This window comes from Pseudescherichia sp. AS216 (assembly GCF_037152055.1).
GTDB lineage: Bacteria > Pseudomonadota > Gammaproteobacteria > Enterobacterales > Enterobacteriaceae > Pseudescherichia.
The window spans coordinates 103135-125938 of the sequence record NZ_JBBCMV010000002.1; the positions used below are offsets into that span (position 1 = coordinate 103135).

A 22804-nucleotide genomic window follows, 5' to 3' on the forward strand; every position below is an offset into this window, starting at 1 on the left:
CATGGCGGAATTTGATGTAATAGCGCAGGATTTGCTTGAGCGTGCGCGTACGCATGAGGAGCTGCAGCAGGCTCAGGACAGGAAGCTGCTGGACCAGGTGCTGGCCATCTATGGTCAAAAATATGTGGCCGAGCAGCTACGTAAGCTGGGTAAGAGCGAGTGGAGCCGGGAGACGCTTAACCGCTGGGTAAACGGAAAAAGCGCACCGAAAACCCTGACGGCATTAGAAGCAGAGCTGCTACAAAAGATGCTTCCCTCTCCTCCGGCACATCATCCCCACTATGCCTTTCGCTTTATCGATCTTTTTGCCGGCATCGGTGGCATACGCCACGGCTTTGAAGCCATCGGTGGACAGTGTGTTTTCACCAGCGAGTGGAACAAAAATGCGGTTCGTACCTACCAGGCTAACTGGTTCAATGACGAAGCATCCCATCGCTTTAACCAGGATATCCGCGAAGTCACGCTGAGCGCGGATAAAGACGTGTCGGAAACCGAGGCCTATGCGCATATTGACGCTGAGATCCCCAATCACGACGTGCTGCTGGCCGGTTTCCCCTGCCAGCCGTTCAGTCTGGCAGGCGTCAGCAAGAAGAACGCCCTGGGCCGGGCACACGGCTTTGAGTGTGAAGCCCAGGGCACCCTCTTTTTCGACGTTGCGCGAATTATCAAAGCGAAAAAGCCCGCTATCTTCGTGCTGGAAAATGTGAAGAACCTAAAGAGCCACGATAAAGGTAAAACCTTCGCCGTCATCATGGCGACGCTGGATGAGCTGGGCTATGAGGTTGCCGATGCGGCCGCAGTGGGTAAAGACGATCCCAAGGTTATCGATGGCCGCCACTTCCTGCCCCAGCACCGGGAGCGCATTGTGCTGGTGGGGTTCAGACGCGATCTGGGCATCCATAACGGCTTTACCCTGCGCGACGTTGCCCGCTTCTACCCTGAACGCCGCCCTGCCTTTGGCGAGCTCCTGCAGCCGGACGCGGACAGCAAATACATCCTGTCAGAAAAGCTGTGGCACTATCTCTGGCACTACGCCAAAAAACATCAGGCAAAGGGTAACGGCTTTGGTTTCGGTCTGGTGGATCCCACCCGCGCAGAGAGCGTGGCGCGCACTCTGTCGGCCCGCTACTACAAGGATGGTTCAGAGATTTTAATCGACAGGGGATGGGATCGCGCGCTCGGCGAAGCTGACTTCGGCAACGCTGATAACCAGCTGCGGCGGCCCCGACGCTTAACGCCGAGGGAGTGCGCTCGTCTGATGGGGTTTGAAAAGCCTGGGCAGGCACCGTTTCGTATACCGGTGTCCGATACCCAGGCTTACCGCCAGTTCGGTAACTCCGTCGTGGTTCCGGTCTTCGCTGCCGTGGCGAAGCTGCTGGAACCCTGGATCCTCGAAGCGGTTAAAAAACGCTAGCGAGATGATGGTTACGGGCAGGTCTCCTGCCCGAAAACGGCATTATGAACGCGACTGTACCCAGAAAGCGTGGATCAGACCCGGGATGTACCCCAGAAGTGTCAGGATGATGTTCAGAATGAACGCCATACCAAAGCCCTTGCCAAGCAGCACGCCCAGCGGGGGCAGAATAATTGTCAGTACAATTCGCCAGAAACCCATAATTACTCCCGTGTAAAATTTATCCAGGTGGCTGTATAAAAAGACATTTTCTCTTTAAGCGTAGCTATTTTAAGTGACTCTGCCACTTTCGCCCCGTGCTTTTACCCTCTTTTACTTACCCTTAAACTTTGGCTTAATCTGTCTTAAGGTGTTGAACGATAGTTATAATCGGGCTTATTTATTTTCTCAGGCCGCTGGCCTGACCTATAGTGAATGCATCAAAAGAGAGGAGAGACGCTATGTTTTCAGTTGGTGATTATGTGCAGCCCCGCATCGGCGGCCAGAAGCTTAAAGTTGTGGAAGTAAATGATGACCAGATTGTGGCCGTACCCGCCAGTAACGAGCAGGGTGAAAAGGTAACCATTAAGGCTGCTGATGTCACCTTGTACAAAGAAGAAGGCAATTTCGGCGTCTGCTAAAAGACACCGCTTCTACGGTGGGCATCCGCTCACCGTACCGCTTCCCCTCGCCGTTCCACCTCTTTTTAATAACTTCTTGATTAGTAAAACATTACCTAACTACCCCACCAAAAATAACGCAGCGGATGAAAAACAGCCTGCCGCAGAGAATGTTATCGACAAAAGCGTGATAAATAAAAATTTTACGCTAGTTGTACGTTGACAGGCAGAGATATAATCTATGCGCAATCAAAGCAGCGCCGCAAAACGCTGTCAAACCTTCCCCTTTCGTTGCTTTTATGCAGGAGCATCAGCATGTTCTCTCCCCAGTCTCGCCTGCGTCATGCCATGGCAGACACCTTTGCGATGGTCGTCTACTGTTCTGTCGTGAACATGCTGATTGAGATTTTCCTCTCGGGAATGACGTTCGAGCAGTCTCTCTCCTCGCGGCTGGTAGCGATCCCGGTAAACATCCTTATTGCATGGCCGTATGGCCTCTACCGCGATGCCTTTATGCGCTTCGCCCGACGCCTCTCCCCTGCTGGTGGAGTTAAAAACATGGCGGACGTGCTGGCGTATGTGACTTTTCAGTCGCCGGTCTACGTGACAATCCTGCTAGTGGTGGGGGCTGACTGGCATCAGATTGCTGCTGCCGTCAGTTCAAATATCGTGGTTTCAATGGTGATGGGCGCAGCCTATGGCTACTTTCTCGATTACTGCCGTCGCCTGTTCCGGGTGAGCAGCTATCATCAGGCCAAAGCCTGATGGCGTGGCGAGTCAGGCCGACTCGCCAAAGAGTCCAGTCAGATAACGCTCCAGCGCCATACGTGAACTAAAACCGTGCGGAATGCCGTAGTGCTCCTGCGCATCGCCGCCTAAGTAGAGCGGAAAGTGCTGATAGTGATCGCTGGTCTTGATATCGGAAGCCGGTTCAGCCAGCGTCTGGCTGCGCTCTTTTAGCGTAGGATGAATAATCAGCGCCGTGCGCCCCATTCGCGCTTCACGATTCACATACACATAGTTATCTCCGCGACGATAGCCATAGGCCTTTGGCGTCGCGACGTCCATGGTAAATCCCGCCTTCTCAAGAACGCGTGCCACCTCATCGGGTCGTAAGTACATATTTTATCCTCGTCATCGTCTACAGCAGCGCCACCTTACAGTATTGAGCATTAGCAGCGCTTTCGGAAAAGTCCATAAACGCCCCATCAAGTCGTGATTGGCGTCAGAGGTTAAAATTTTGCGCTACACTGATTAGTACATCGAAATCAAGGGAGGATCATATGCTTAGAAGACCAAACCGTAGCGACGTAGATGCAGGCGTAGACGATATTAATAATGATGTCAGCCAGCTAGCGGACTCTCTGGAGGCGGTATTGAAGTCCTGGGGAAGCGATGCAAAAGATGATGCAGACGGTGCCCGTCGTAAAGCACAGGCGCTGCTGAAACAGACCCGAGCCAAGCTGCATGGCCGTAACCGCGTTACGCAAGCAGCGACCGATGTTGCCGGCTGTGCGGATAGCTTTGTTAAAGACAGGCCATGGTGCAGCGTAGGTGCTGCCGCTGCCGCCGGGATCTTCCTCGGTGCGCTGCTAAGCCTCCGTCGTTAATACCCAACCCCGTGAGCTAACCCTCACGGGGTTTCTTTTCGTTCTCATAAAGCCGCCCTACCCACTGCATCGCCATTTCGGCGGACGTAATATTCGTGAAGCTCATTAAAATCCCGCGACGTCCCGGCTGCGCGCTGTGCCAGTCGCTTAGCGCCTGTACTGCCAGCCCCCTCTGCTGCGCCCGCGCCACAATGGCTCTGTCATCCCCGTCGATCTCGGCCACCAGCTGAATACCACCTTGCTGAGGCACTACGTTAAACCCGTAGTGGATGAGCGCCGCTTCCAGCCAGGCACGCCGTTGAGCATAGTGCAGCCGCATCTTTTTTAAATGACGCCAAAAATGTCCCTGCTGAATAAAATCCGCCAGCGCGCACTGCCACAGCGTGGGGACGCTGCACGGAGTGCTGGTGATCCGCTGGCGAAACGCCGCTGCTTCGGCGGCTGGCACGACGATCCAGGCCGTGCGTATGGCTGGAAACAGGGATTTACTAAAGGTGCCGGTATAGATCACTCGCTGCGGGGCATCGAGGCTCTTTAACGGCGGCAGCGGCCTGCCGTGATAGCGAAACTCGCTGTCGTAGTCATCCTCAATAATCCACGCGGCCTGCTGGGCCGCCCATGCCAGCACCTGCCTGCGCCGGGGGAGCGACAGCGCAACGCCCAACGGGCTTTGATGGGCCGGGGTGAGCAACGCAAAACGCGCCTGGGGCCAGCGCGCTATCGCCGCCTCAATATCCATTCCGTTCTGGTCCACGGGCACCGGGAGACGCTGGACCCCTTCCCCCTCAATGGCAGAAGAGATCAACGGGAAGCCGGGATCTTCCACCCACATGCCATCCCCCGGGCGGGCCAGCGTTTGCAGGATCAGGCTCATCGACTGCGCATAGCCCGAGGTAATAAATATCTGCTCCGGCTGGCACTCAATGCTGCGGGAGAAGCGCAGGTAGTCGGCGATGGCCTGGCGCAGCATAGCCTCGCCCGCCGGATCCCCAAGCGTGAGATCGAAGCGCGACTGGGTACGCAGACGTCTGCCGGTCAGCCGCGCCCACAGCGCACGCGGAAAGAGATCCAGCGCGGGCAGGCCCATCTGAAACGGCTTCGGCTCATGCTCGTCGCCGTGCTGTACGGCGGGCGTCTCTGCTAACGCCGAAGGTGAAGTCTGGCTCACGAAGGTGCCCGCCTGCCCACGCCGCTCCAGCCATCCCTGCGCGACCAGCTCGCCGTAAGCCTGCTCAACCGTTGTACGTGAAATGCCATTCTCCTGGGCCCATGTCCGGCTCGACGGCAGCCGACTCCCGGTTTTGAGCTCTCCTGAAGTAATGGCGGCCTTAAGCTGCCGGGCAATTTGCTGATAGCGTGCGTCCATTATGGTCTGCCTTTTTAATCAAAATATGGCTCTCCAGAGCAGACCATCATAGTGCTACATTTTCGCCATCTTAACGAGGAGAAGAGTGATGAACCAGCTACTACGCCAGCCTTTCTATGAACTTAGCCCAGCCACCTATAACGGCCTGATTCAGGCCAGTCAGGCACTGGAGCAATGCTCGCTTGATAACACGTTTATTGAGCTTATCTACCTGCGTATTTCACAGATCAACGGCTGTGCATTCTGTCTCGACAAGCACAGCCGGGCGCTGCGTAAAGCGGGTGTTGAGCAGGCAAAACTCGATGCGCTGGCAGGGTGGCGGATCAGCCACCACTTCAGTGACAAAGAGCAAGCGGCGCTGGCATGGGCCGAGTCGGTGACCCATATTGCCGACAGCCACGCGGAAGAGAGCGTTTATCAGCCACTGTTGGCCCATTTTAGCGCTGAGCAGGTGAGTGATCTGACATGTGCCATAAGCCTTATGAATGCATTTAACCGCCTCGCCGTTGCCATGCGCCTGTAATTTCAGCCAAAAGCTACCCGCCCCCGTCGCATGCGTCGACGGGGCATAAATCCGCCCTAAAACCTATATATAGCGCGGTTGATAATTTTTATAACTACATCTAGTATTCCTGTAAGCAAGAAGCACATATCCCGGGGCGACCTTTCGCGCCGACCTGCTATTATAGATGGGAATACGAATCATGATCATTACTATTTACACTAGAAACGACTGTGTTCAGTGCCACGCCACAAAACGGGCTATGGAGAGCCGGGGCGTGAAGTTTGAGATGGTGAATATCGATCTCGTTCCGGAAGCTGCCGATACGCTGCGGGAGCAGGGTTTCCGCCAGCTGCCGGTGGTGATTGCGGGCGACACCAGCTGGTCGGGCTTTCGTCCGGATATGATTAACCGCCTGCTGCCCGCCTCCCGCGTCGCCAGCGCATGAGCAACCTCGTCTACTTCTCCAGCAGCTCGGAAAATACGCAGCGCTTTATTGAGCGTCTCGGGCTGCCGGCGGTGCGCATTCCGCTTAACGAGCGCGAGCGTATTCAGGTGGACGCTCCCTATATTCTGATCGTTCCCAGCTACGGCGGGGGCGGTACGGCAGGCGCGGTGCCGCGCCAGGTGATCCGCTTTCTGAACGATCCACAAAACCGGGCGCTGATCCGTGGCGTTATTGCCGCTGGCAACCGTAACTTCGGTGATGCCTATGGCCGCGCCGGGGATGTGATTTCTCAAAAGTGCAGCGTCCCTTATCTCTACCGTTTTGAACTGATGGGCACGCAGCAGGATCTCGACAACGTGCGAAAAGGAGTGAGCGAATTTTGGCAACGACAACCGCAGAACGCGTGATGCAGGCCGCGCCGGACTACCATGCGCTGAATGCCATGCTGAATCTCTATGATTCATCAGGCCACATTCAGTTGGATAAAGATCGTCAGGCGGTGGAGGCATTTCACACCGCGCATGTCCTGCCGAATACCGTGACCTTTGCCAGCCAGCAGGCGCGGCTGGACTACCTGGTGAACGAGGGCTATTACGACGGCAGCGTGCTGGCGCGCTATGGTCAGGAGTTTATCGTCGATCTCTTTGCCACCGCTCACCGCAGCGGCTTTCGTTTCCACACTTTTCTGGGTGCATGGAAGTTCTACACCAGCTATACGCTAAAAACCTTCGACGGCAAGCGCTACCTGGAGCACTTCGAGGATCGGGTGGTGATGGTTGCCTTGACCCTGGCCCAGGGCGACGAGGCGCTGGCGCGCCAGCTTAGCGAAGAGATGCTCTCCGGCCGCTTCCAGCCTGCAACGCCTACCTTTTTAAATGCGGGTAAGCAGCAGCGTGGGGAGCTGGTCTCCTGCTTCCTGCTGCGCATTGAAGACAATATGGAGTCGATTGGCCGGGCGGTGAACTCGGCGCTCCAGCTCTCCAAGCGCGGCGGCGGCGTCGCCTTCCTGCTGTCGAACCTGCGCGAGGCGGGCGCGCCGATCAAGCGGATAGAAAACCAGTCCTCGGGCGTTATCCCGGTAATGAAGATGCTGGAGGATGCCTTCTCCTACGCCAATCAGCTGGGGGCGCGCCAGGGGGCCGGGGCCGTCTATCTGCACGCTCACCACCCGGATATCCTGCGCTTTCTTGATACCAAGCGCGAGAACGCCGATGAGAAGATCCGCATTAAAACCCTGTCGCTGGGCGTCGTAATCCCGGACGTCACCTTCCGACTGGCGAAGGAGAACGCCCCGATGGCGCTCTTCTCCCCCTACGACGTAGAGCGCATCTACGGCAAACCCTTTGCCGATATCGCTATCAGCGAGCACTATGACACGCTGGTCGCCGACGATCGCATTCGCAAAACCACCATTAACGCCCGTGATTTCTTCCAGCGGCTGGCAGAGATCCAGTTCGAGTCGGGCTACCCGTATATTATGTTCGAGGATACGGTCAACCGCGCTAACCCGATTGCCGGGCGAATCAACATGAGCAACCTCTGCTCGGAGATTTTGCAGGTCAACAGCGCCTCGACGTATGACGAGAACCTCGACTACGCCCAAACCGGACACGACATCTCCTGCAATCTTGGCTCGCTGAACATCGCCCATATCATGGACTCGCCCGATTTTGGCCGCAGCGTAGAGACCGCCATCCGCGGACTGACGGCGGTGTCGGACATGAGCCATATTCGCTCCGTGCCCTCAATTCAGGCCGGCAACGCCGCGTCGCACGCCATTGGTCTCGGGCAGATGAACCTGCACGGCTATCTGGCCCGGGAGGGCATTGCCTACGGCAGCGAAGAGGGGATCGACTTTACCAATCTCTACTTCTACACCGTTACCTGGCATGCGCTGAACACCTCCATGATGCTGGCCCGCGAACGAGGCCAGCGCTTTGCCGGATTTGAGCAGTCGCGCTACGCCAGCGGCGACTACTTTACGCACTATATTGAGGAGCGCTGGCAGCCGAAAACAGAGGCCGTGCGGGCGCTGTTTGCGCGGGCGGGCATCGTACTGCCAACGCGGGAGATGTGGTGCCAGCTGCGCGACGACGTGATGCGCTACGGCATCTACAACCAGAATTTGCAGGCCGTGCCGCCTACCGGCTCCATCTCCTACATCAACCATGCCACCTCCAGCATCCATCCCATCGTATCGAAGATTGAGATCCGCAAAGAGGGAAAAACCGGGCGCGTCTACTACCCTGCCCCGTTTATGACTAACGATAACCTGCATCTCTATCAGGATGCCTATGAGATTGGCCCTGAGAAGATCATCGACACCTATGCGGCGGCCACGCGCCATGTGGATCAGGGGCTCTCTTTAACCCTCTTCTTCCCGGATACCGCCACTACCCGCGACATTAACCGGGCGCAGATCTACGCCTGGAAGCGGGGCATCAAAACGCTGTACTACATTCGTCTGCGCCAGCTGGCGCTGGAAGGCACCGAAATTGAAGGCTGCGTGTCATGCGCGCTGTAAGGAGAAGAGGATGAGCCGTTTATCACGGGTTAGCGCCGTTAACTGGAACATTATTCAGGATGATAAGGATCTGGAGGTCTGGAACCGGCTGACCAGCAACTTCTGGCTACCGGAGAAGGTGCCGCTGTCGAACGACATTCCCGCGTGGCAAACGCTAAGCCACGCCGAGCAGCAGCTGACAATCCGCGTCTTCACTGGCCTGACGCTGCTGGACACCATTCAGAACGGCGTCGGCGCACCGGCGCTGATGGCGGACGCCATCACCCCCCATGAAGAGGCGGTGATGTCCAACATCAGCTTTATGGAGGCGGTCCACGCCCGCTCCTACAGCTCGATATTCTCCACCCTCTGTCAGACCAGCGACGTGGACGCCGCCTACGCGTGGAGCGAGGAGAACGCTCCGCTCCAGCGTAAGGCGCAGATTATTCTGGCGCACTACGCCGCCGATGCGCCGCTGAAGAAGAAGATCGCCAGCGTCTTTCTGGAGTCGTTCCTCTTCTACTCTGGCTTCTGGCTGCCGATGTACTGGTCCAGCCGCGGCAAGCTGACCAATACCGCCGATCTTATCCGGCTGATCATTCGTGATGAAGCGGTACACGGCTACTACATTGGCTATAAGTACCAGCGCGGGCTGGAAAAAGTAGAGGCTGGCGAACGGGAGGCGTTGAAAAATTTCGCCCTCGATCTGCTGATGGAGCTTTATGATAACGAGCTGGCCTACACCGAGGCGCTCTACGCGGGAACCGGCTGGGAAGAGGAGGTGAAAGCCTTTCTCTGCTACAACGCTAACAAGGCGCTGATGAACCTCGGCTATGAAGCGCTGTTCCCGCCGGAGATGGCCGACGTGAACCCGGCCATCATGGCCGCGCTGTCACCCAATGCCGACGAAAACCATGACTTTTTCTCCGGCTCTGGCTCCTCCTACGTGATGGGCAAAGCGGTGGAAACCGAAGACACAGACTGGGATTTTTAATTATATTTCTGGCAGTCACTATTTTATGGTGATCTGCCCGATTATTTCCCTGAGCACCATTCATATTACAAATATATTTCAATGCGACCTGCAGTAAAATCCTCGACATTATTTCCGGTAACAGTGGCAATTTATGTGAGCCTGTACCACAAAAAAGGAAAAAATTTCCCTCACTGGATATTGCCCCCGAGCCCTTATCTCATGGGAAGTCGCGCCGTTCGCGGTTCAGCAATTTCCATGCCAGGGTGCAATTGAGGGTTGTCTCAGATTCTCACTGTGCTAGGGTATAGCCCGCTCATTATTTCCATCATGATTGTTATTGATATAAATAAATACGGGAACCTTTTTATTGCATGGCAATTAAACTCGAAGTAAAAAATCTCTATAAGATATTTGGCGACAACCCGCAGCGGGCGTTCAAATATATCGACAAGGGACTTTCGAAAGCACAGATTCTGGAAAAAACAGGGCTATCCCTTGGCGTTATCAACGCCAGTCTGGCCATTGAAGAAGGCGAGATCTTCGTCATCATGGGGCTCTCCGGTTCGGGGAAATCGACCATGGTTCGCCTTCTCAATCGCCTGATTGAACCCACCCGCGGCCAGGTGCTGATTGACGGCGTAGATATCGCCAAAATATCAGACGCCGAACTCCGTGAGGTGCGCAGGAAAAAGATTGCGATGGTTTTCCAGTCATTCGCGCTAATGCCACACATGACCGTACTCGACAATACGGCGTTTGGTATGGAATTAGCGGGAATGCCTGCTGGCGAGCGCCAGACCAAAGCGCTGGATGCGCTGCGTCAGGTGGGGCTGGAGAACTACGCCCACGCTTACCCGGATGAACTCTCCGGCGGCATGCGCCAGCGCGTTGGCCTTGCCCGCGCCCTTGCGATCAACCCCGATATTCTGCTGATGGACGAAGCGTTCTCGGCCCTCGATCCGCTGATCCGTACCGAGATGCAGGATGAGCTGGTGAAGCTCCAGTCTAAACAGCAGCGTACCATTGTCTTTATCTCCCACGATCTCGACGAAGCCATGCGCATCGGCGACCGCATCGCCATTATGCAGGGCGGCGAAGTGGTGCAGGTCGGCACACCGGATGAGATCTTAAATAACCCGGCCAACGACTACGTGCGCACCTTCTTCCGCGGCGTGGACATCAGCCAGGTGTTTAGCGCCAAGGATATTGCCCGTCGTAGCCCGGTTGGCCTGCTGCGTAAAGCCCCCGGCTTCGGCCCGCGCTCGGCGCTGAAGCTGCTGGAGGACGAGGATCGCGAATATGGCTACGTCATCGAGCGCGGCAACAAGTTTGTCGGCACGGTCTCCATCGACTCCCTGAAGGCGGCGCTGAGCCAGCAGCAGGGTATCGACGCGGCGCTCATTGACTCTCCGGCTCCGGTCGACGCAGAGACGCCGCTTAGCGAACTGCTCTCCCACGTAGGCCAGGCACCCTGTGCCGTACCGGTAGTGGGTGAAGAGCAACAGTACGTCGGCATCATCTCAAAACGGATGCTGCTGCAGGCTTTAGATCGCGAGGGGGCAAACAATGGCTGATCAATCTAATCCGTGGGGAACCACCGAGGCGGCAGACGCCACGCAATCTGCTGCTACACAATCTACCGCAACGCAGTCCGCCGACGCATGGGGTACGACTCCGGCTGCGGCACCGACCGACGGCGGCAGCGCAGACTGGCTGAACAGCGCCCCGCCTGCGCCGGAACACTTCAACATTATGGATCCGTTCCACAAGACGCTGATCCCGCTGGACAGCTGGGTCACTACCGGCATTGACTGGGTGGTCACCCACTTCCGTCCGGTATTCCAGGGCATCCGCGTACCGGTGGACTATATCCTCAACGGCTTCCAACAGCTGCTGCTGGGTATGCCTGCCCCGGTCGCCATCGTGGTCTTCGCCCTGATCGCCTGGCAGTTTGCCGGCGCGGGTATGGGCATCGCTACCCTGGTGTCGCTGATCCTGATCGGCGCGATCGGTGCCTGGTCGCAGGCGATGATCACCCTGGCGCTGGTGCTGACCGCCCTGCTCTTCTGCGTGTTGATTGGCCTGCCGATGGGGATCTGGCTGGCACGCAGTCCGCGGGCGGCGAAAATTATTCGTCCGCTGCTGGATGCGATGCAGACGACGCCGGCCTTTGTCTACCTGGTGCCGATCGTCATGCTGTTCGGGATCGGCAACGTGCCGGGCGTGGTGGTAACCATTATCTTCGCCCTGCCGCCGATCGTGCGTCTGACGATCCTCGGTATTAACCAGGTGCCGGAAGATCTGATCGAAGCCTCACGCTCGTTCGGGGCCAGCCCGCGCCAGATGCTGTTTAAAGTGCAGCTGCCGCTGGCGATGCCGACCATCATGGCCGGTGTGAACCAGACGCTGATGCTCGCCCTCTCGATGGTGGTGATCGCCTCGATGATCGCCGTGGGCGGCCTCGGCCAGATGGTGCTGCGCGGTATTGGCCGTCTCGATATGGGCCTGGCCACCGTGGGCGGCGTCGGGATCGTGATCCTGGCGATCATCCTTGACCGCCTGACCCAGGCCGTGGGCCGCGACTCCCGCAGCCGTGGCAACCGCCGCTGGTATACCTCGGGTCCTATCGGGTTAGTGACGCGTCCTTTCATTAAATAAGTGACTTTTTGCCCGGCGGCGCTTCGCTTGCCGGGCCTACTCCTCCCTTCCCATAATTAAGGAACAACGATGCGACATAGCGTACTTTTTGCCACAGCGTTTGCCACCCTTGTCTCAACCAGCACCTTCGCGGCGGATCTGCCGGGCAAAGGCATGACCGTCCAGCCGATCCAGAGCACCATCTCTGAAGAGTCCTTCCAGACGCTGCTGGTCAGCCGCGCCCTTGAGAAGCTCGGCTACACCGTGAACAAGGCCAGCGAAGTGGACTACAACGTCGGCTACACCTCTATTGCCTCCGGCGATGCCACCTTTACCGCCGTCAACTGGCAGCCGCTGCATGACGACATGTACGCCGCCGCCGGTGGCGATAAGAAGTTCTACCGCGAAGGCACCTTTGTTTCCGGCGCGGCGCAGGGCTACCTGATTGATAAGAAAACCGCCGAGAAGTATCACATCACCAATATTGAGCAGCTGAAGGATCCAAAGATCGCCAAACTGTTTGATACCAACGGTGACGGCAAGGCCGACATGATGGGCTGTTCGCCGGGCTGGGGCTGCGAAGCGGTGATTAACCACCAGAACAAAGCCTTCGATCTGGAGAAAACCGTTGAGGTCAGCCACGGTAACTACTCCGCGATGATGGCCGACACCATTGCCCGCTTTAAAGAGGGTAAACCCATCATCTATTACACCTGGACTCCATACTGGGTGAGTGACGTGATGAAGCCAGGCCGCGACGTCGTCTGGTTACAGGTACCCTTCTCCTCCCTGCCGGGCGAGCAGAAAGATATCGACACCAAGCTGCCGAACGGCATGAACTATGGCTTCCCGGTTAACACCATGCATATCGTTGCCAACAAAGCCTGGGCCGAGAAAAACCCGGCGGCGGCGAAGCTGTTCTCCGTGATGAAGCTGCCGCTGGCGGACATCAACGCCCAGAATGCCATGATGCACGCGGGCAAAGCCTCGGAAGCGGATATCCAGGGCCACGTCGACGGCTGGATCAAAGCCCACCAGCAGCAGTTTGACGGCTGGATCAAAGAGGCGCTGGCTGCTCAGCAGTAAGCTTTCTCTCCCTCACCTGCAGGTGGGGGAGCATTTTTTCCACAGCACGAACCGACACACGATCTCTCCCCAGCTATCCGCGAATTCGTTATGATAAATAATCATTTATCTGAATATCGCCTACTTATGACCAAATCCTCCCATCCGCTCAGCCCCGCGCTGATTGTGCTTATGTCCGTGGCTACCGGCCTGACCGTGGCCAGCAACTACTATGCCCAGCCCCTGCTCGATACCATCGCGCGCGCCTTTTCACTCTCCTCCAGCCAGGCCGGGTTTATCGTCACCGCCGCCCAGCTCGGCTATGCAGCAGGCCTGCTGCTGCTGGTGCCGCTGGGAGATATGTTCGAGCGCCGGACAATGATCGTGGTGATGACCCTGCTCGCAGCGGGCGGGATGTTAATCACCGCCACCAGCCAGTCACTGGGCATGATGATCCTCGGTACCGCCCTCACCGGCCTCTTTTCCGTCGTCGCGCAGATCCTTGTCCCGCTGGCTGCGACCCTCGCTACACCGGCGAAGCGCGGCAAGGTCGTCGGGACGATCATGAGCGGCCTGCTGCTGGGGATCCTGCTGGCGCGCACCGTGGCCGGGCTGCTGGCGAACCTCGGCGGCTGGCGTACGGTCTACTGGGTGGCTACCGTTCTGATGGTGGTGATGGCATTTGCCCTCTGGCGCGGCCTGCCCAAGGTCAAGCAGGACAACCACCTCAACTACTTCCAGCTGCTCGGCTCGGTGTTCTCCCTCTTTACCCATGACAGGCTGCTGCGTACCCGCGCCGTGCTGGGCTGCTTTACCTTTGCCAACTTCAGCATTCTCTGGACCTCCATGGCCTTTCTGCTGGCCGCTCCGCCCTTTAACTACTCCGAAGGGGTCATCGGCCTGTTTGGCCTGGCAGGGGCCGCAGGTGCGCTCGGTGCGCGTCCAGCGGGAAGCCTTGCCGATCGTGGCAAGTCGCACCTGACCACCACCTGGGGTCTACTGCTACTCCTGCTGTCGTGGATTGCTATCTGGTTCGGCCACGCCTCGGCGCTGGCGTTAATTGTCGGTATTGTCGTGCTGGATCTCACGGTGCAGGGGGTACATATCACCAACCAGACGGTGATCTACCGCGTTAAGCCGGAGGCACGTAACCGCCTCACCGCTGGCTACATGACCAGCTACTTTATCGGCGGCGCGGCCGGGTCGCTGATCTCCGCCAGCGCCTGGCAGCACGACGGCTGGCGCGGCGTCTGTCTGGCGGGCAGCGCCGTGGCGCTGATCAACCTGCTGGTCTGGTGGCGTGGCTATCACCGCCAATCGGCTACGGAGTAACCGTTCATTGACCTTTAGTTAGCATCGATAACGGCGGGGGTGGTAAGGTATGCCCCGCCTGGTGACGGTTTCAGTTACTGAATGTATATCCTCAACTAATACATTTACTTTATTTGTCACTATCGTTACTATATCGGCTGTAACTAATGAGGTCATGCCCAAAATGGATAGTTCGTTTACGCCCATTGAACAAATGCTAAAATTTCGCGCCAGTCGCTACGAGGATTTCCCGTTTAACGAGATCCTCCTCACCCGTCTGTGCATGCACATGCAGGGGAAGCTGCTGGATAACCGCAATAAGATGCTGAAAGCTCAAGGGATTAACGAGACGTTATTTATGGCGTTAATTACGCTGGAGTCTCAGGAAAACCACAGCATTCAACCCTCTGAGCTGAGCTGTGCGCTGGGTTCGTCACGTACTAACGCGACCCGTATCGCCGATGAACTGGAAAAGCGCGGCTGGATCGAACGTCGCGAGAGCGACAACGATCGCCGCTGCCTGCATCTGCAGCTGACCGATAAAGGTCATGAGTTTTTACGTCAGGTACTGCCTCCGCAGCATAACTGCCTGCATCAGCTCTGGTCTTCGCTTACCGTCGAAGAGAAAGAGCAGCTTGAGCAGATCACCCGTAAGCTGCTTACCCGCCTGGATGAGATGGATGAACAAGACGTCATCCTTGAGGCGCTGCGCTAACGCGACGATCCGCACGACAATCCTGATTACATAAGAAATTGCCAGGCCAGCACAGCGTGCTGGCCTTTTGGTGAACAGGTCGGCTCAGCCGATGTGAAATAATAAGATCGTGGAGAACAAACATGAGCGCAAATGCGGAGAGTCAGACCCCGCAGCAACCGGTCAACAATAAGAAAGGTAAGCGTACGCGCATCCTGCTTATTCTGACCTTGCTCTTTATCGTTATTGCCGTGGCATATGGGATCTATTGGTTTTTAGTTTTGCGTCATCATGAAGAGACTGACGACGCTTACGTGGCAGGGAACCAGGTTCAGATCATGGCGCAGGTGTCCGGCAGCGTGACGAAAGTCTGGGTCGACAATACCGACTTTGTGAAAAAGGGTGACGTGCTGGTCACGCTGGATCCCACTGACGCTCAGCAGGCGTTCGAGAAAGCGCAGACCGAGCTCGCGTCGAGCGTGCGCCAGACCCGCCAGATGATGATCAACAGCAAGCAGTATCAGGCCAATATTGAGGTGAAAAAGACCGCACTCGCCCAGGCGCAGAGCGATCTTAACCGCCGCGTGCCGCTGGGTACCGCAAACCTGATTGGTCGTGAAGAGCTGCAGCACGCTCGCGACGCCGTTGCCAGCGCCCAGGCCCAGCTCGACGTGGCGGTTCAGCAGTATAACGCCAACCAGGCGATGATTCTGGGCACCCGCCTGGAAGATCAGCCTGCGGTGCAGCAGGCCGCTGCCGAAGTACGCAACGCCTGGCTCGCCCTGCAGCGTACCAAGATCGTCAGCCCCATGACCGGCTATGTATCACGCCGTGCGGTTCAGCCTGGGGCGCAGATCGGCGTCACCACCCCGCTGATGGCCGTGGTGCCAGCCTCCGGCCTGTGGGTGGATGCTAACTTCAAAGAGACCCAGCTGGCGCACATGCGTATCGGCCAGACGGCAACCGTGGTGAGCGATATCTACGGCGACGACGTGACCTACACCGGTAAGGTGGTCGGTCTCGATATGGGTACCGGCAGCGCCTTCTCGCTGCTTCCGGCACAAAACGCTACCGGGAACTGGATCAAAGTGGTTCAGCGCCTGCCGGTGCGTATTGAGCTGGATGCCAACCAGCTTACCCAGCATCCGCTGCGTATTGGCCTGTCGACGCTGGTCACCGTAGACACCAGTAACAGTGACGGCCAGATGCTGGCCAGCCAGGCACGCACCACGCCAGCCTATGAGAGTAACGCGCGGGAGATCGGCCTCGAACCGGTTAATATCCTGATTAACGATATCGTGCAGGCCAACGCGGGCTAATCCTGATGAGCGCTACGCAACCGAGAAAACCGCTGGAGGGGGCGCAGCTGGTCATCATGACCATTGCGCTGTCGCTGGCGACCTTTATGCAGGTGCTGGACTCCACCATCGCCAACGTGGCGATCCCCACTATTGCCGGTAACCTTGGCGCGTCACTGAGCCAGGGAACGTGGGTGATCACCTCTTTTGGGGTGGCAAACGCCATCTCTATCCCGATCACCGGCTGGCTGGCGAAGCGCGTCGGTGAGGTAAAGCTGTTTTTGTGGTCGACCATCGCCTTTGCCATCGCCTCCTGGGCGTGCGGGATGTCCACCAGCCTCAACATGCTGATCTTCTTCCGCGTCCTGCAGGGGATCGTTGCCGGGCCGCTGATCCCGCTCTCACAGAGCCTGCTGCTTAGCAACTATCCACCGGCGAAGCGCTCTATCGCCCTGTCGCTATGGTCCATGACGGTGATCGTCGCCCCGATCTGCGGCCCGATTCTGGGCGGTTACATCAGCGATAACTATCACTGGGGCTGGATCTTCTTCATCAACGTGCCCATCGGTATCGTGGTAGTCGTGATGGCGATGCAGAGCCTGCGCGGTCGGGAAACCCGCACCGAGCAGCGGCGCATTGATGCCGTTGGCCTGGCGCTGCTGGTGATCGGCGTGGGCTGCCTACAGGTCATGCTCGACCAGGGTAAAGAGCTGGACTGGTTCAACTCCAGGGAGATCATTATCCTAACCATTGTGGCGGTGGTGGCGCTCAGCTTCCTGATCGTCTGGGAGCTGACCGACGACCACCCCATTGTCGATCTCTCGCTGTTTAAGTCGCGCAACTTCACTATCGGCTGCCTCTGTATCAGCATGGCCTACATGCTCTACTTTGGCGCGATTGTACTGCTGCCGCAGCTGTTGCAGGAGGTCTACGGCTACACGGCCACCTGGGCGGGTCTGGCCTCTGCGCCGGTGGGGATCATCCCGGTGATCCTGTCGCCGATTATCGGCCGCTTTGCCCATAAGCTGGATATGCGTCGGCTGGTCACCTTCAGCTTTATTATGTATGCGGTCTGCTTCTACTGGCGTGCCTATACGTTCGAGCCGGGCATGGACTTTGCCGCCTCGGCACTGCCGCAGTTTATCCAGGGGTTTGCCGTCGCCTGCTTCTTTATGCCGCTGACGACCATTATCCTCTCTGGACTACCGCCCGAGCGTCTTGCAGCCGCCTCCAGCCTGTCGAACTTTTCGCGTACGCTGGCAGGCTCCATCGGCACGTCCATTACTACCACGCTGTGGACCAACCGGGAGTCGATCCATCACGCCCAGCTTACGGAGTCGGTGACTCCCTACAACCCTAACGCCCAGCTTATGTATGACCAGCTGCAGGGAATGGGGATGACACAGCAGCAGGCATCCGGCTGGATAGCCCAGCAGATCACCAATCAGGGTCTGATTATCTCGGCAAACGAGATATTTTGGATCTCCGCAGGGATATTCGTGATCATGCTGGGGCTGGTGTGGTTTGCGAAACCGCCGTTTGGCGCAGGCAGCGGCGGCGGCGGCGCGCACTGATCGCCGAGTAAATTGACCGGACTGCGACAGGGATTGTCCGTCCTGATAAAGCCGTGCTCCTGAAATCGCTTCACGATAGTGAAAAGACAACAGGAGCACACCATGCTGAAAAATCCCGCCCAGAAATACCAGCCCTATCCCCCTCTCTCCCTGCCCGATCGCACGTGGCCGGAAAAGCAGATCGCTCACGCACCGCGCTGGCTCTCTACCGATCTGCGTGACGGTAACCAGGCTCTGGCCGAGCCAATGGACGTGGCGCGTAAAATGCAGCTCTGGAACCTGCTGCTTGACTGCGGCTTTAAGGAGATTGAAGTTGCCTTCCCTTCGGCTTCGCAGACCGATTTCAATTTTGTGCGCCAGCTGATAGAAGAGCATCGTATTCCCGACGACGTGACGATCCAGGTGTTAACCCAGGCGCGCGAGGATCTCATTGCGCGCACCTTCGACGCGCTGCGCGGAGCCAGCCGCGCGACGGTGCATCTCTACAATGCCACTGCGCCGCTGTTTCGCCGTCTGGTGTTCGGTATGGAGAAGGCGCAGGTAATTGAACTGGCTACCCGCAGCACGCGCCAGATTCGTCAGCTGTGCGAAGAGAACCCGCAAACGCGCTGGCAGTACGAGTACTCGCCGGAAACCTTCTGCTTTACCGAGCCTGAATTTGCCCTGGAGATTTGCGAAGCGGTGGCGGCTATCTGGCAGCCCTGTGCCGAACGACCAATGATCGTCAATCTCCCCGCCACCGTGGAGGTAAACACGCCTAACGTCTATGCCGATCAAATTGAGTGGTTTTGCCGCCGTTTCAGCCAGCGCGAGGCGGTCTGTATCAGCGTTCATCCGCATAACGATCGCGGCACGGGCGTGGCGAGCGCCGAGCTGGCGGTCATGGCGGGGGCAGATCGCGTTGAGGGCTGTCTGTTTGGCAACGGCGAGCGTACCGGCAACGTCTGTCTGGTGACGCTGGCGATGAATCTCTACAGCCAGGGCATCTCACCGGGGCTGGATTTCAGCGATATGACGCGCGTGGTGGAGGTGGTTGAAAGCTGCAATCAGCTGCCGGTGCACCCGCGTCACCCCTGGGCTGGGCGGCTGGCCTATACCGCCTTCTCCGGTTCACACCAGGATGCAATCAAGAAAGGATTCGACGCGCGCAGGCCGGGCGAACGCTGGGAAATGCCCTATCTGCCTATCGATCCGCAGGATATCGGCTGCACCTATGAGGCCGTGATCCGCGTTAATAGCCAGTCGGGCAAAAGCGGCAGCGCATGGATCATTGAACAGAATCACGGCCTGACGCTTCCCCGCGCCCTGCAGCAGGACTTCAGCCAGCACGTGCAGCGGGAAGCCGACGAAGGCGGTAAAGAGATGACGCAAAATGCGCTCTGGCAGCTTTTTCGCAGTCGCTATGGGCTGGTGCCAGCCCCGCGCTTCCGTCTGCTCAGCTACAGCAGTGAAAGCCAGCAGGATGGGCTGTTACGGTTAACCGCCGCCGTCTCGCACGACGGCGAAACGCGACAGCTTGAAGGGTGCGGCAATGGGCTGCTCTCTGCCGCAGCCAGCGGGTTATCAGCATGGGTAGCGCAGCCGTTTGTGATAAAAGATTACCATGAGCACACCCTGGGCGAGCGCAGCGACAGCCGCTCGGTCGCCTATATTCACTGTCTGTTTCAGGATGGCAGCAGCCGCTGGGGCGTAGGCATCGATAATGACGTTGCTCGCGCGTCGCTCCAGGCGCTGTTGAATACGCTGGCCTAGCGAAAGTAGTCGCTGGGTGAAACGCCCATCACCCGGCGGAACATGGCGGTAAAGGCGCTATGGCTGCCGTAGCCGGTATCCAGCGCCACACGCAGCACCGACTGCCCCTGCGCCAGGCGCATAAGGGCCGCCATCAGGCGAGCCCGACGCACCCACTCTCCAAAGCTTAATCCCGTCTGCTGCTGAAAATGGCGGTTGAGCGTGCGCTCACTCATGTTCGTCACGCTAGCCGCCAGGGCTGTGGTCCACTCTCGGGCAGGCTCTTCGCCGATCTGCTGACAGAGCGTGCGCAGGAGATTACTGTGCGGTTCAGGAAGATGGAAAGGCAGCGCCTGCATCACGCGGATCTCATCGAGGATCAGCTCATAGATCCGCTCATCGCGGCTACCCGGCGTGTAGCGTTCAGCCAGATCGAATGATGAGACAATCAGCTCGCGCAGCAGAGGGGAAATTTGCACGATTTGGCAGGAGGCAGGCAGGTCAGCGCGTGCCAGCGGATCGATAAACAGCGTGCGGGCGGCAACGTTGCCGGTAATACGTAACGCGTGCTGCGTTGCGGCAGGGAGCCAGACGCCCCGCCCAGGCGGTACCACCCAGCAGCCTGCTGCGGTCTCAACCCTGACCACGCCGCTCAGGCTATGCAGCAGCTGCGCGCAGTCGTGTTGATGCCACGGCTCACTGTCGCCATGGGCGTAATCATGAGCAAAGGGGATCAGCGGGCGATGGGTAAAAGAGAAGGTTGTGGTGGTAGTCATAGTGATCTACAGATGCTGAAACGCCCGGCGGCACTGCGTTTGCCGGGCGTTTGCGACGACTAGATGTGCAGCTCTTGCAGCTTATCTTTCGGCAGCGCCAGCTCGTCGTTGCTGTTGACGCGCACGTCGCGCTCCAGGATATGACGCGCAATCTCCTGCGCCTCATCCAGAGAGTGCATCTGATAGGTGCCGCACTGGTAGACGTTCAGCTCAGGGATCTGGTTCTGCTCTTTCACCTTCAGCACGTCAGCCATCGCCGCTTTCCAGGCATCGGCTACGCGCTGCTCTTCAGGGGTGCCAATCAGGCTCATGTAGAAGCCGGTCCGGCAGCCCATCGGCGAGATATCGATGATCTCAACGCCGTTGCCGTTCAGGTGGTCGCGCATAAAGCCTGCGAACAGGTGTTCCAGGGTGTGGATGCCCTTCTCCGGCATCACTTCTTTATTCGGGATGCAGAAACGCAGGTCGAAGACGGTGATGGCATCGCCGTGCGGCGTGTTCATAGTTTTCGCAACGCGAACAGCAGGGGCTTCCATACGGGTGTGGTCGACAGTGAAGCTATCCAACAACGGCATTTTTTCACCTCCGGAGTGATTTTTTTAAAAATAAGTGAACTCTTTGAACGCATGCCAGTCTGAATATATGAAAGACGCGCATTTGTTATCATCATCCCTGTTTTCAGAGATGAAATTTTGGCCACAGCAATGTGGCCTTTTTCTTTTCTGTCAGGCCTGTCAGGCGTGTTTTGCCAACAGATCTTCAAACGACTCGCTGTCCGCCGCCTCAATCTCACGCAGACGCGCCCAGGATGCATCGCGCTCTTTGGTGAAGTCCTCGTCCAGCAGAACCTCCAGCGGCTCTTCCCGCAGCATATCACGATACTGTGCCGCCAGCGCCTTGCCGGTACCGCCAATCCCGCTTTCGAGCATTGAATGCAGAATACGCGCCGAGAAGGTCAGCTCCGGATCGTCAAAGCTCGCCACCAGCTGATCGCACACCTCGGCATAGGCGGTGCCGCCGTCAATGCTGTCCAGCGTCAGCGCAACGCGCTTCAGGTCGCGGAACAGATCTTTGCCAACGTCTTTTAACGGGAACTGCGCGGTTTCACAGCCGATGCCCAGGGTCAGGCCCGGCTTGCGCCCTTCCAGAATTACACGATTCCAGTTGGTCCGCGTACAGAGCAGTTCATCGCTGCTCATCTCTGGCGCATCCGCCAGCACGCACCAGACCATAAACAGATCGAGGAAACGCACCTGCTGCTCGTCCACGCCCACCGCCGAGAAGGGGTTAATATCCAGGGAGCGAACCTCAATGTACTCAATGCCGCCGCGCAGGAGCGCATCCGACGGCGCTTCACCGCTGCGGGTCACCCGTTTCGGGCGTACCGGCGCATAGAGCTCATTTTCGATCTGCAGAATATTGGTATTGATCTGCAGATGCTTACCGTCCTTCGTCAGCCCCATCTTCTCGTAGTCAGCAGACGGCGTTTTGATCGCCCGTTTCAATGCTGCCACATAACCCTCTAAATCGTTAAACGTAATACCGAGATTGCTTTGCGATTTATTGGTATAGCCGAGGTCGCTCAGACGCAGGGAGGTGGCGTACGGCAGGTAGTACATCCCCTCTTCCGTTTTTTCAAACGGCAGCGTAGTGGGTTTGCCCTGCAGGAACGAGGAGCAGATAGCCGGCGATGCACCGAAAAGGTAAGGGATCACCCAGCCGAAGCGGTAGTAGTTACGGATCAGGCGGAAATAGCCGTCGGAGACCGCCTCTTTATCCGTACTGCCGCACTTTGCCTGCCAGAAAGCCATTGGCAGAGAGAAGTTGTAGTGCACGCCCGAGATGGTCTGCATCAGCGCACCGTAGCGGTTTTTCAACCCCTCACGGTAAAGCGTCTTGAGACGACCAATATTGGATTTGCCGTACTGCGCCAGCTCAATATCCTGCCCATTCTCGATGTAGCAGGGCATACTCAGCGGCCACAGCCGTTCCTCTCCCAGGTTGCGCACGCTGTAGCGGTGCACGTCGCGCAGCACCGTCAGCATATGATCGATATCGCCATCAACTGGGGTAATAAATTCCAGTAGCGCTTCGGCGAAATCAGTGGTGATCCATTTATGTGTCAGCGCTGCACCAAGCTGCTCCGGATGTCCGGTTGTTGCAAGCGTGCCGTCAGCGTTAACGCGCAGCGTTTCGCGCTCAAGCCCTCGCATAATCCCTTTCAGGACATGAGGATTTTTTTCCAGCCAGGACAGCGCCTGTGATACGTCCGGGATCAAGTTGACCTCCCGCCTGTCGAA

The 22804-nt window shown here is 57.7% G+C and carries 23 protein-coding genes; 17 read left to right on the forward strand and 6 right to left on the reverse strand.

Annotated elements, in window-relative coordinates; all coding sequences use genetic code 11:
* The first annotated feature begins 1 nt into the window (after position 1).
* Complete coding sequence (locus tag WFN61_RS06040) at positions 2–1414, forward strand: DNA cytosine methyltransferase (protein WP_337038245.1); 1413 nt, start codon at positions 2–4, stop codon at positions 1412–1414.
* 42 nt (positions 1415–1456) lie between these two features.
* On the opposite strand, the gene WFN61_RS06045 is transcribed toward WFN61_RS06040, so the two are convergent.
* Positions 1457–1615, reverse strand: coding sequence for a YqaE/Pmp3 family membrane protein (locus WFN61_RS06045; RefSeq protein ID WP_042387589.1), 159 nt, complete (start codon positions 1613–1615; stop codon positions 1457–1459).
* Between the two features lie 239 nt (positions 1616–1854).
* On the opposite strand from WFN61_RS06045, the gene WFN61_RS06050 reads away from it, so the two are divergent.
* Entirely contained in the window at positions 1855–2034 is a 180-nt protein-coding gene (locus WFN61_RS06050; protein ID WP_042387590.1) for a hypothetical protein, read from the forward strand.
* Between the two features lie 294 nt (positions 2035–2328).
* Positions 2329–2778 carry an L-alanine exporter AlaE gene (gene alaE / locus WFN61_RS06055; RefSeq protein ID WP_257758341.1) on the forward strand — a complete coding sequence of 150 codons (450 nt, stop codon included), beginning with the start codon at positions 2329–2331 and terminating at the stop codon, positions 2776–2778.
* Positions 2779–2790: 12 nt separating this feature from the next.
* On the opposite strand, the gene WFN61_RS06060 is transcribed toward alaE, so the two are convergent.
* Positions 2791–3135, reverse strand: a complete 345-nt coding sequence (locus WFN61_RS06060; RefSeq protein WP_144817866.1) for a DUF2002 family protein — start codon at positions 3133–3135, stop codon at positions 2791–2793.
* Between the two features lie 161 nt (positions 3136–3296).
* Between WFN61_RS06060 and WFN61_RS06065 the strand changes: the two genes are divergently transcribed.
* Complete coding sequence (locus WFN61_RS06065) at positions 3297–3623, forward strand: DUF883 family protein (protein ID WP_042387595.1); 327 nt, start codon at positions 3297–3299, stop codon at positions 3621–3623.
* 16 nt (positions 3624–3639) lie between these two features.
* On the opposite strand, the gene pdxR is transcribed toward WFN61_RS06065, so the two are convergent.
* A complete protein-coding gene (gene pdxR, locus WFN61_RS06070) occupies positions 3640–4989 on the reverse strand; it encodes a MocR-like pyridoxine biosynthesis transcription factor PdxR (protein ID WP_222888612.1) in 1350 nt (449 codons plus the stop codon).
* Positions 4990–5077: 88 nt separating this feature from the next.
* Here pdxR and WFN61_RS06075 point away from each other — a divergent pair, with 88 nt between their 5' ends.
* The 13 genes from WFN61_RS06075 to leuA all read left to right on the forward strand — a co-directional run bounded on the left by WFN61_RS06075 (position 5078) and on the right by leuA (position 19749).
* Positions 5078–5512 (forward strand): carboxymuconolactone decarboxylase family protein, encoded by a 435-nt coding sequence (locus WFN61_RS06075; RefSeq protein ID WP_337038252.1) that lies wholly within the window; start codon positions 5078–5080, stop codon positions 5510–5512.
* Positions 5513–5693: 181 nt separating this feature from the next.
* Positions 5694–5939 (forward strand): glutaredoxin-like protein NrdH, encoded by a 246-nt coding sequence (gene nrdH, locus WFN61_RS06080; protein WP_312274813.1) that lies wholly within the window; start codon positions 5694–5696, stop codon positions 5937–5939.
* Positions 5936–6346 (forward strand): class Ib ribonucleoside-diphosphate reductase assembly flavoprotein NrdI, encoded by a 411-nt coding sequence (gene nrdI / locus WFN61_RS06085; protein WP_337038257.1) that lies wholly within the window; start codon positions 5936–5938, stop codon positions 6344–6346. The genes nrdH and nrdI overlap by 4 nt, the downstream gene beginning before the upstream one ends.
* Positions 6319–8463 (forward strand): class 1b ribonucleoside-diphosphate reductase subunit alpha, encoded by a 2145-nt coding sequence (nrdE, locus tag WFN61_RS06090; protein ID WP_337038259.1) that lies wholly within the window; start codon positions 6319–6321, stop codon positions 8461–8463. The genes nrdI and nrdE overlap by 28 nt, the downstream gene beginning before the upstream one ends.
* A 10-nt stretch (positions 8464–8473) precedes the next feature.
* The gene (gene nrdF / locus WFN61_RS06095; protein WP_337038261.1) at positions 8474–9436 is read left to right on the forward strand and encodes a class 1b ribonucleoside-diphosphate reductase subunit beta; all 963 of its coding nucleotides are present in this window, start codon (positions 8474–8476) and stop codon (positions 9434–9436) included.
* Between the two features lie 353 nt (positions 9437–9789).
* A complete protein-coding gene (proV, locus tag WFN61_RS06100) occupies positions 9790–10992 on the forward strand; it encodes a glycine betaine/L-proline ABC transporter ATP-binding protein ProV (protein ID WP_337038264.1) in 1203 nt (400 codons plus the stop codon).
* A complete protein-coding gene (gene proW / locus WFN61_RS06105) occupies positions 10985–12076 on the forward strand; it encodes a glycine betaine/L-proline ABC transporter permease ProW (RefSeq protein ID WP_144817858.1) in 1092 nt (363 codons plus the stop codon). Before proV ends, proW begins: the two co-directional genes overlap by 8 nt.
* Before the next feature lie 69 nt (positions 12077–12145).
* Positions 12146–13141: a glycine betaine/L-proline ABC transporter substrate-binding protein ProX gene (gene proX / locus WFN61_RS06110; protein ID WP_144817857.1), complete on the forward strand. Its 996-nt coding sequence runs from the start codon at positions 12146–12148 to the stop codon at positions 13139–13141.
* Positions 13142–13267: 126 nt separating this feature from the next.
* Positions 13268–14452, forward strand: coding sequence for an MFS transporter (locus WFN61_RS06115; protein ID WP_144817856.1), 1185 nt, complete (start codon positions 13268–13270; stop codon positions 14450–14452).
* A gap of 163 nt (positions 14453–14615) precedes the next feature.
* Positions 14616–15146, forward strand: a complete 531-nt coding sequence (mprA, locus tag WFN61_RS06120) for a transcriptional repressor MprA (protein ID WP_042387615.1) — start codon at positions 14616–14618, stop codon at positions 15144–15146.
* 122 nt (positions 15147–15268) lie between these two features.
* Positions 15269–16444, forward strand: coding sequence for a multidrug efflux MFS transporter periplasmic adaptor subunit EmrA (emrA, locus tag WFN61_RS06125; RefSeq protein ID WP_144817855.1), 1176 nt, complete (start codon positions 15269–15271; stop codon positions 16442–16444).
* 5 nt (positions 16445–16449) lie between these two features.
* Positions 16450–17997, forward strand: coding sequence for a multidrug efflux MFS transporter permease subunit EmrB (gene emrB, locus WFN61_RS06130; RefSeq protein ID WP_144817854.1), 1548 nt, complete (start codon positions 16450–16452; stop codon positions 17995–17997).
* A gap of 102 nt (positions 17998–18099) precedes the next feature.
* Positions 18100–19749: a 2-isopropylmalate synthase gene (gene leuA, locus WFN61_RS06135; protein ID WP_337038269.1), complete on the forward strand. Its 1650-nt coding sequence runs from the start codon at positions 18100–18102 to the stop codon at positions 19747–19749.
* Here leuA and WFN61_RS06140 read toward each other — a convergent pair.
* From WFN61_RS06140 to gshA, 3 genes are all read right to left on the reverse strand, one after another.
* Positions 19746–20504 (reverse strand): AraC family transcriptional regulator, encoded by a 759-nt coding sequence (locus WFN61_RS06140; RefSeq protein WP_222888624.1) that lies wholly within the window; start codon positions 20502–20504, stop codon positions 19746–19748. The genes leuA and WFN61_RS06140 overlap by 4 nt on opposite strands.
* A 59-nt stretch (positions 20505–20563) precedes the next feature.
* Positions 20564–21079 (reverse strand): S-ribosylhomocysteine lyase, encoded by a 516-nt coding sequence (gene luxS, locus WFN61_RS06145; protein ID WP_238081134.1) that lies wholly within the window; start codon positions 21077–21079, stop codon positions 20564–20566.
* Positions 21080–21238: 159 nt separating this feature from the next.
* Positions 21239–22783 (reverse strand): glutamate--cysteine ligase, encoded by a 1545-nt coding sequence (gene gshA / locus WFN61_RS06150; protein WP_144817849.1) that lies wholly within the window; start codon positions 22781–22783, stop codon positions 21239–21241.
* Positions 22784–22804 lie beyond the last annotated feature (21 nt).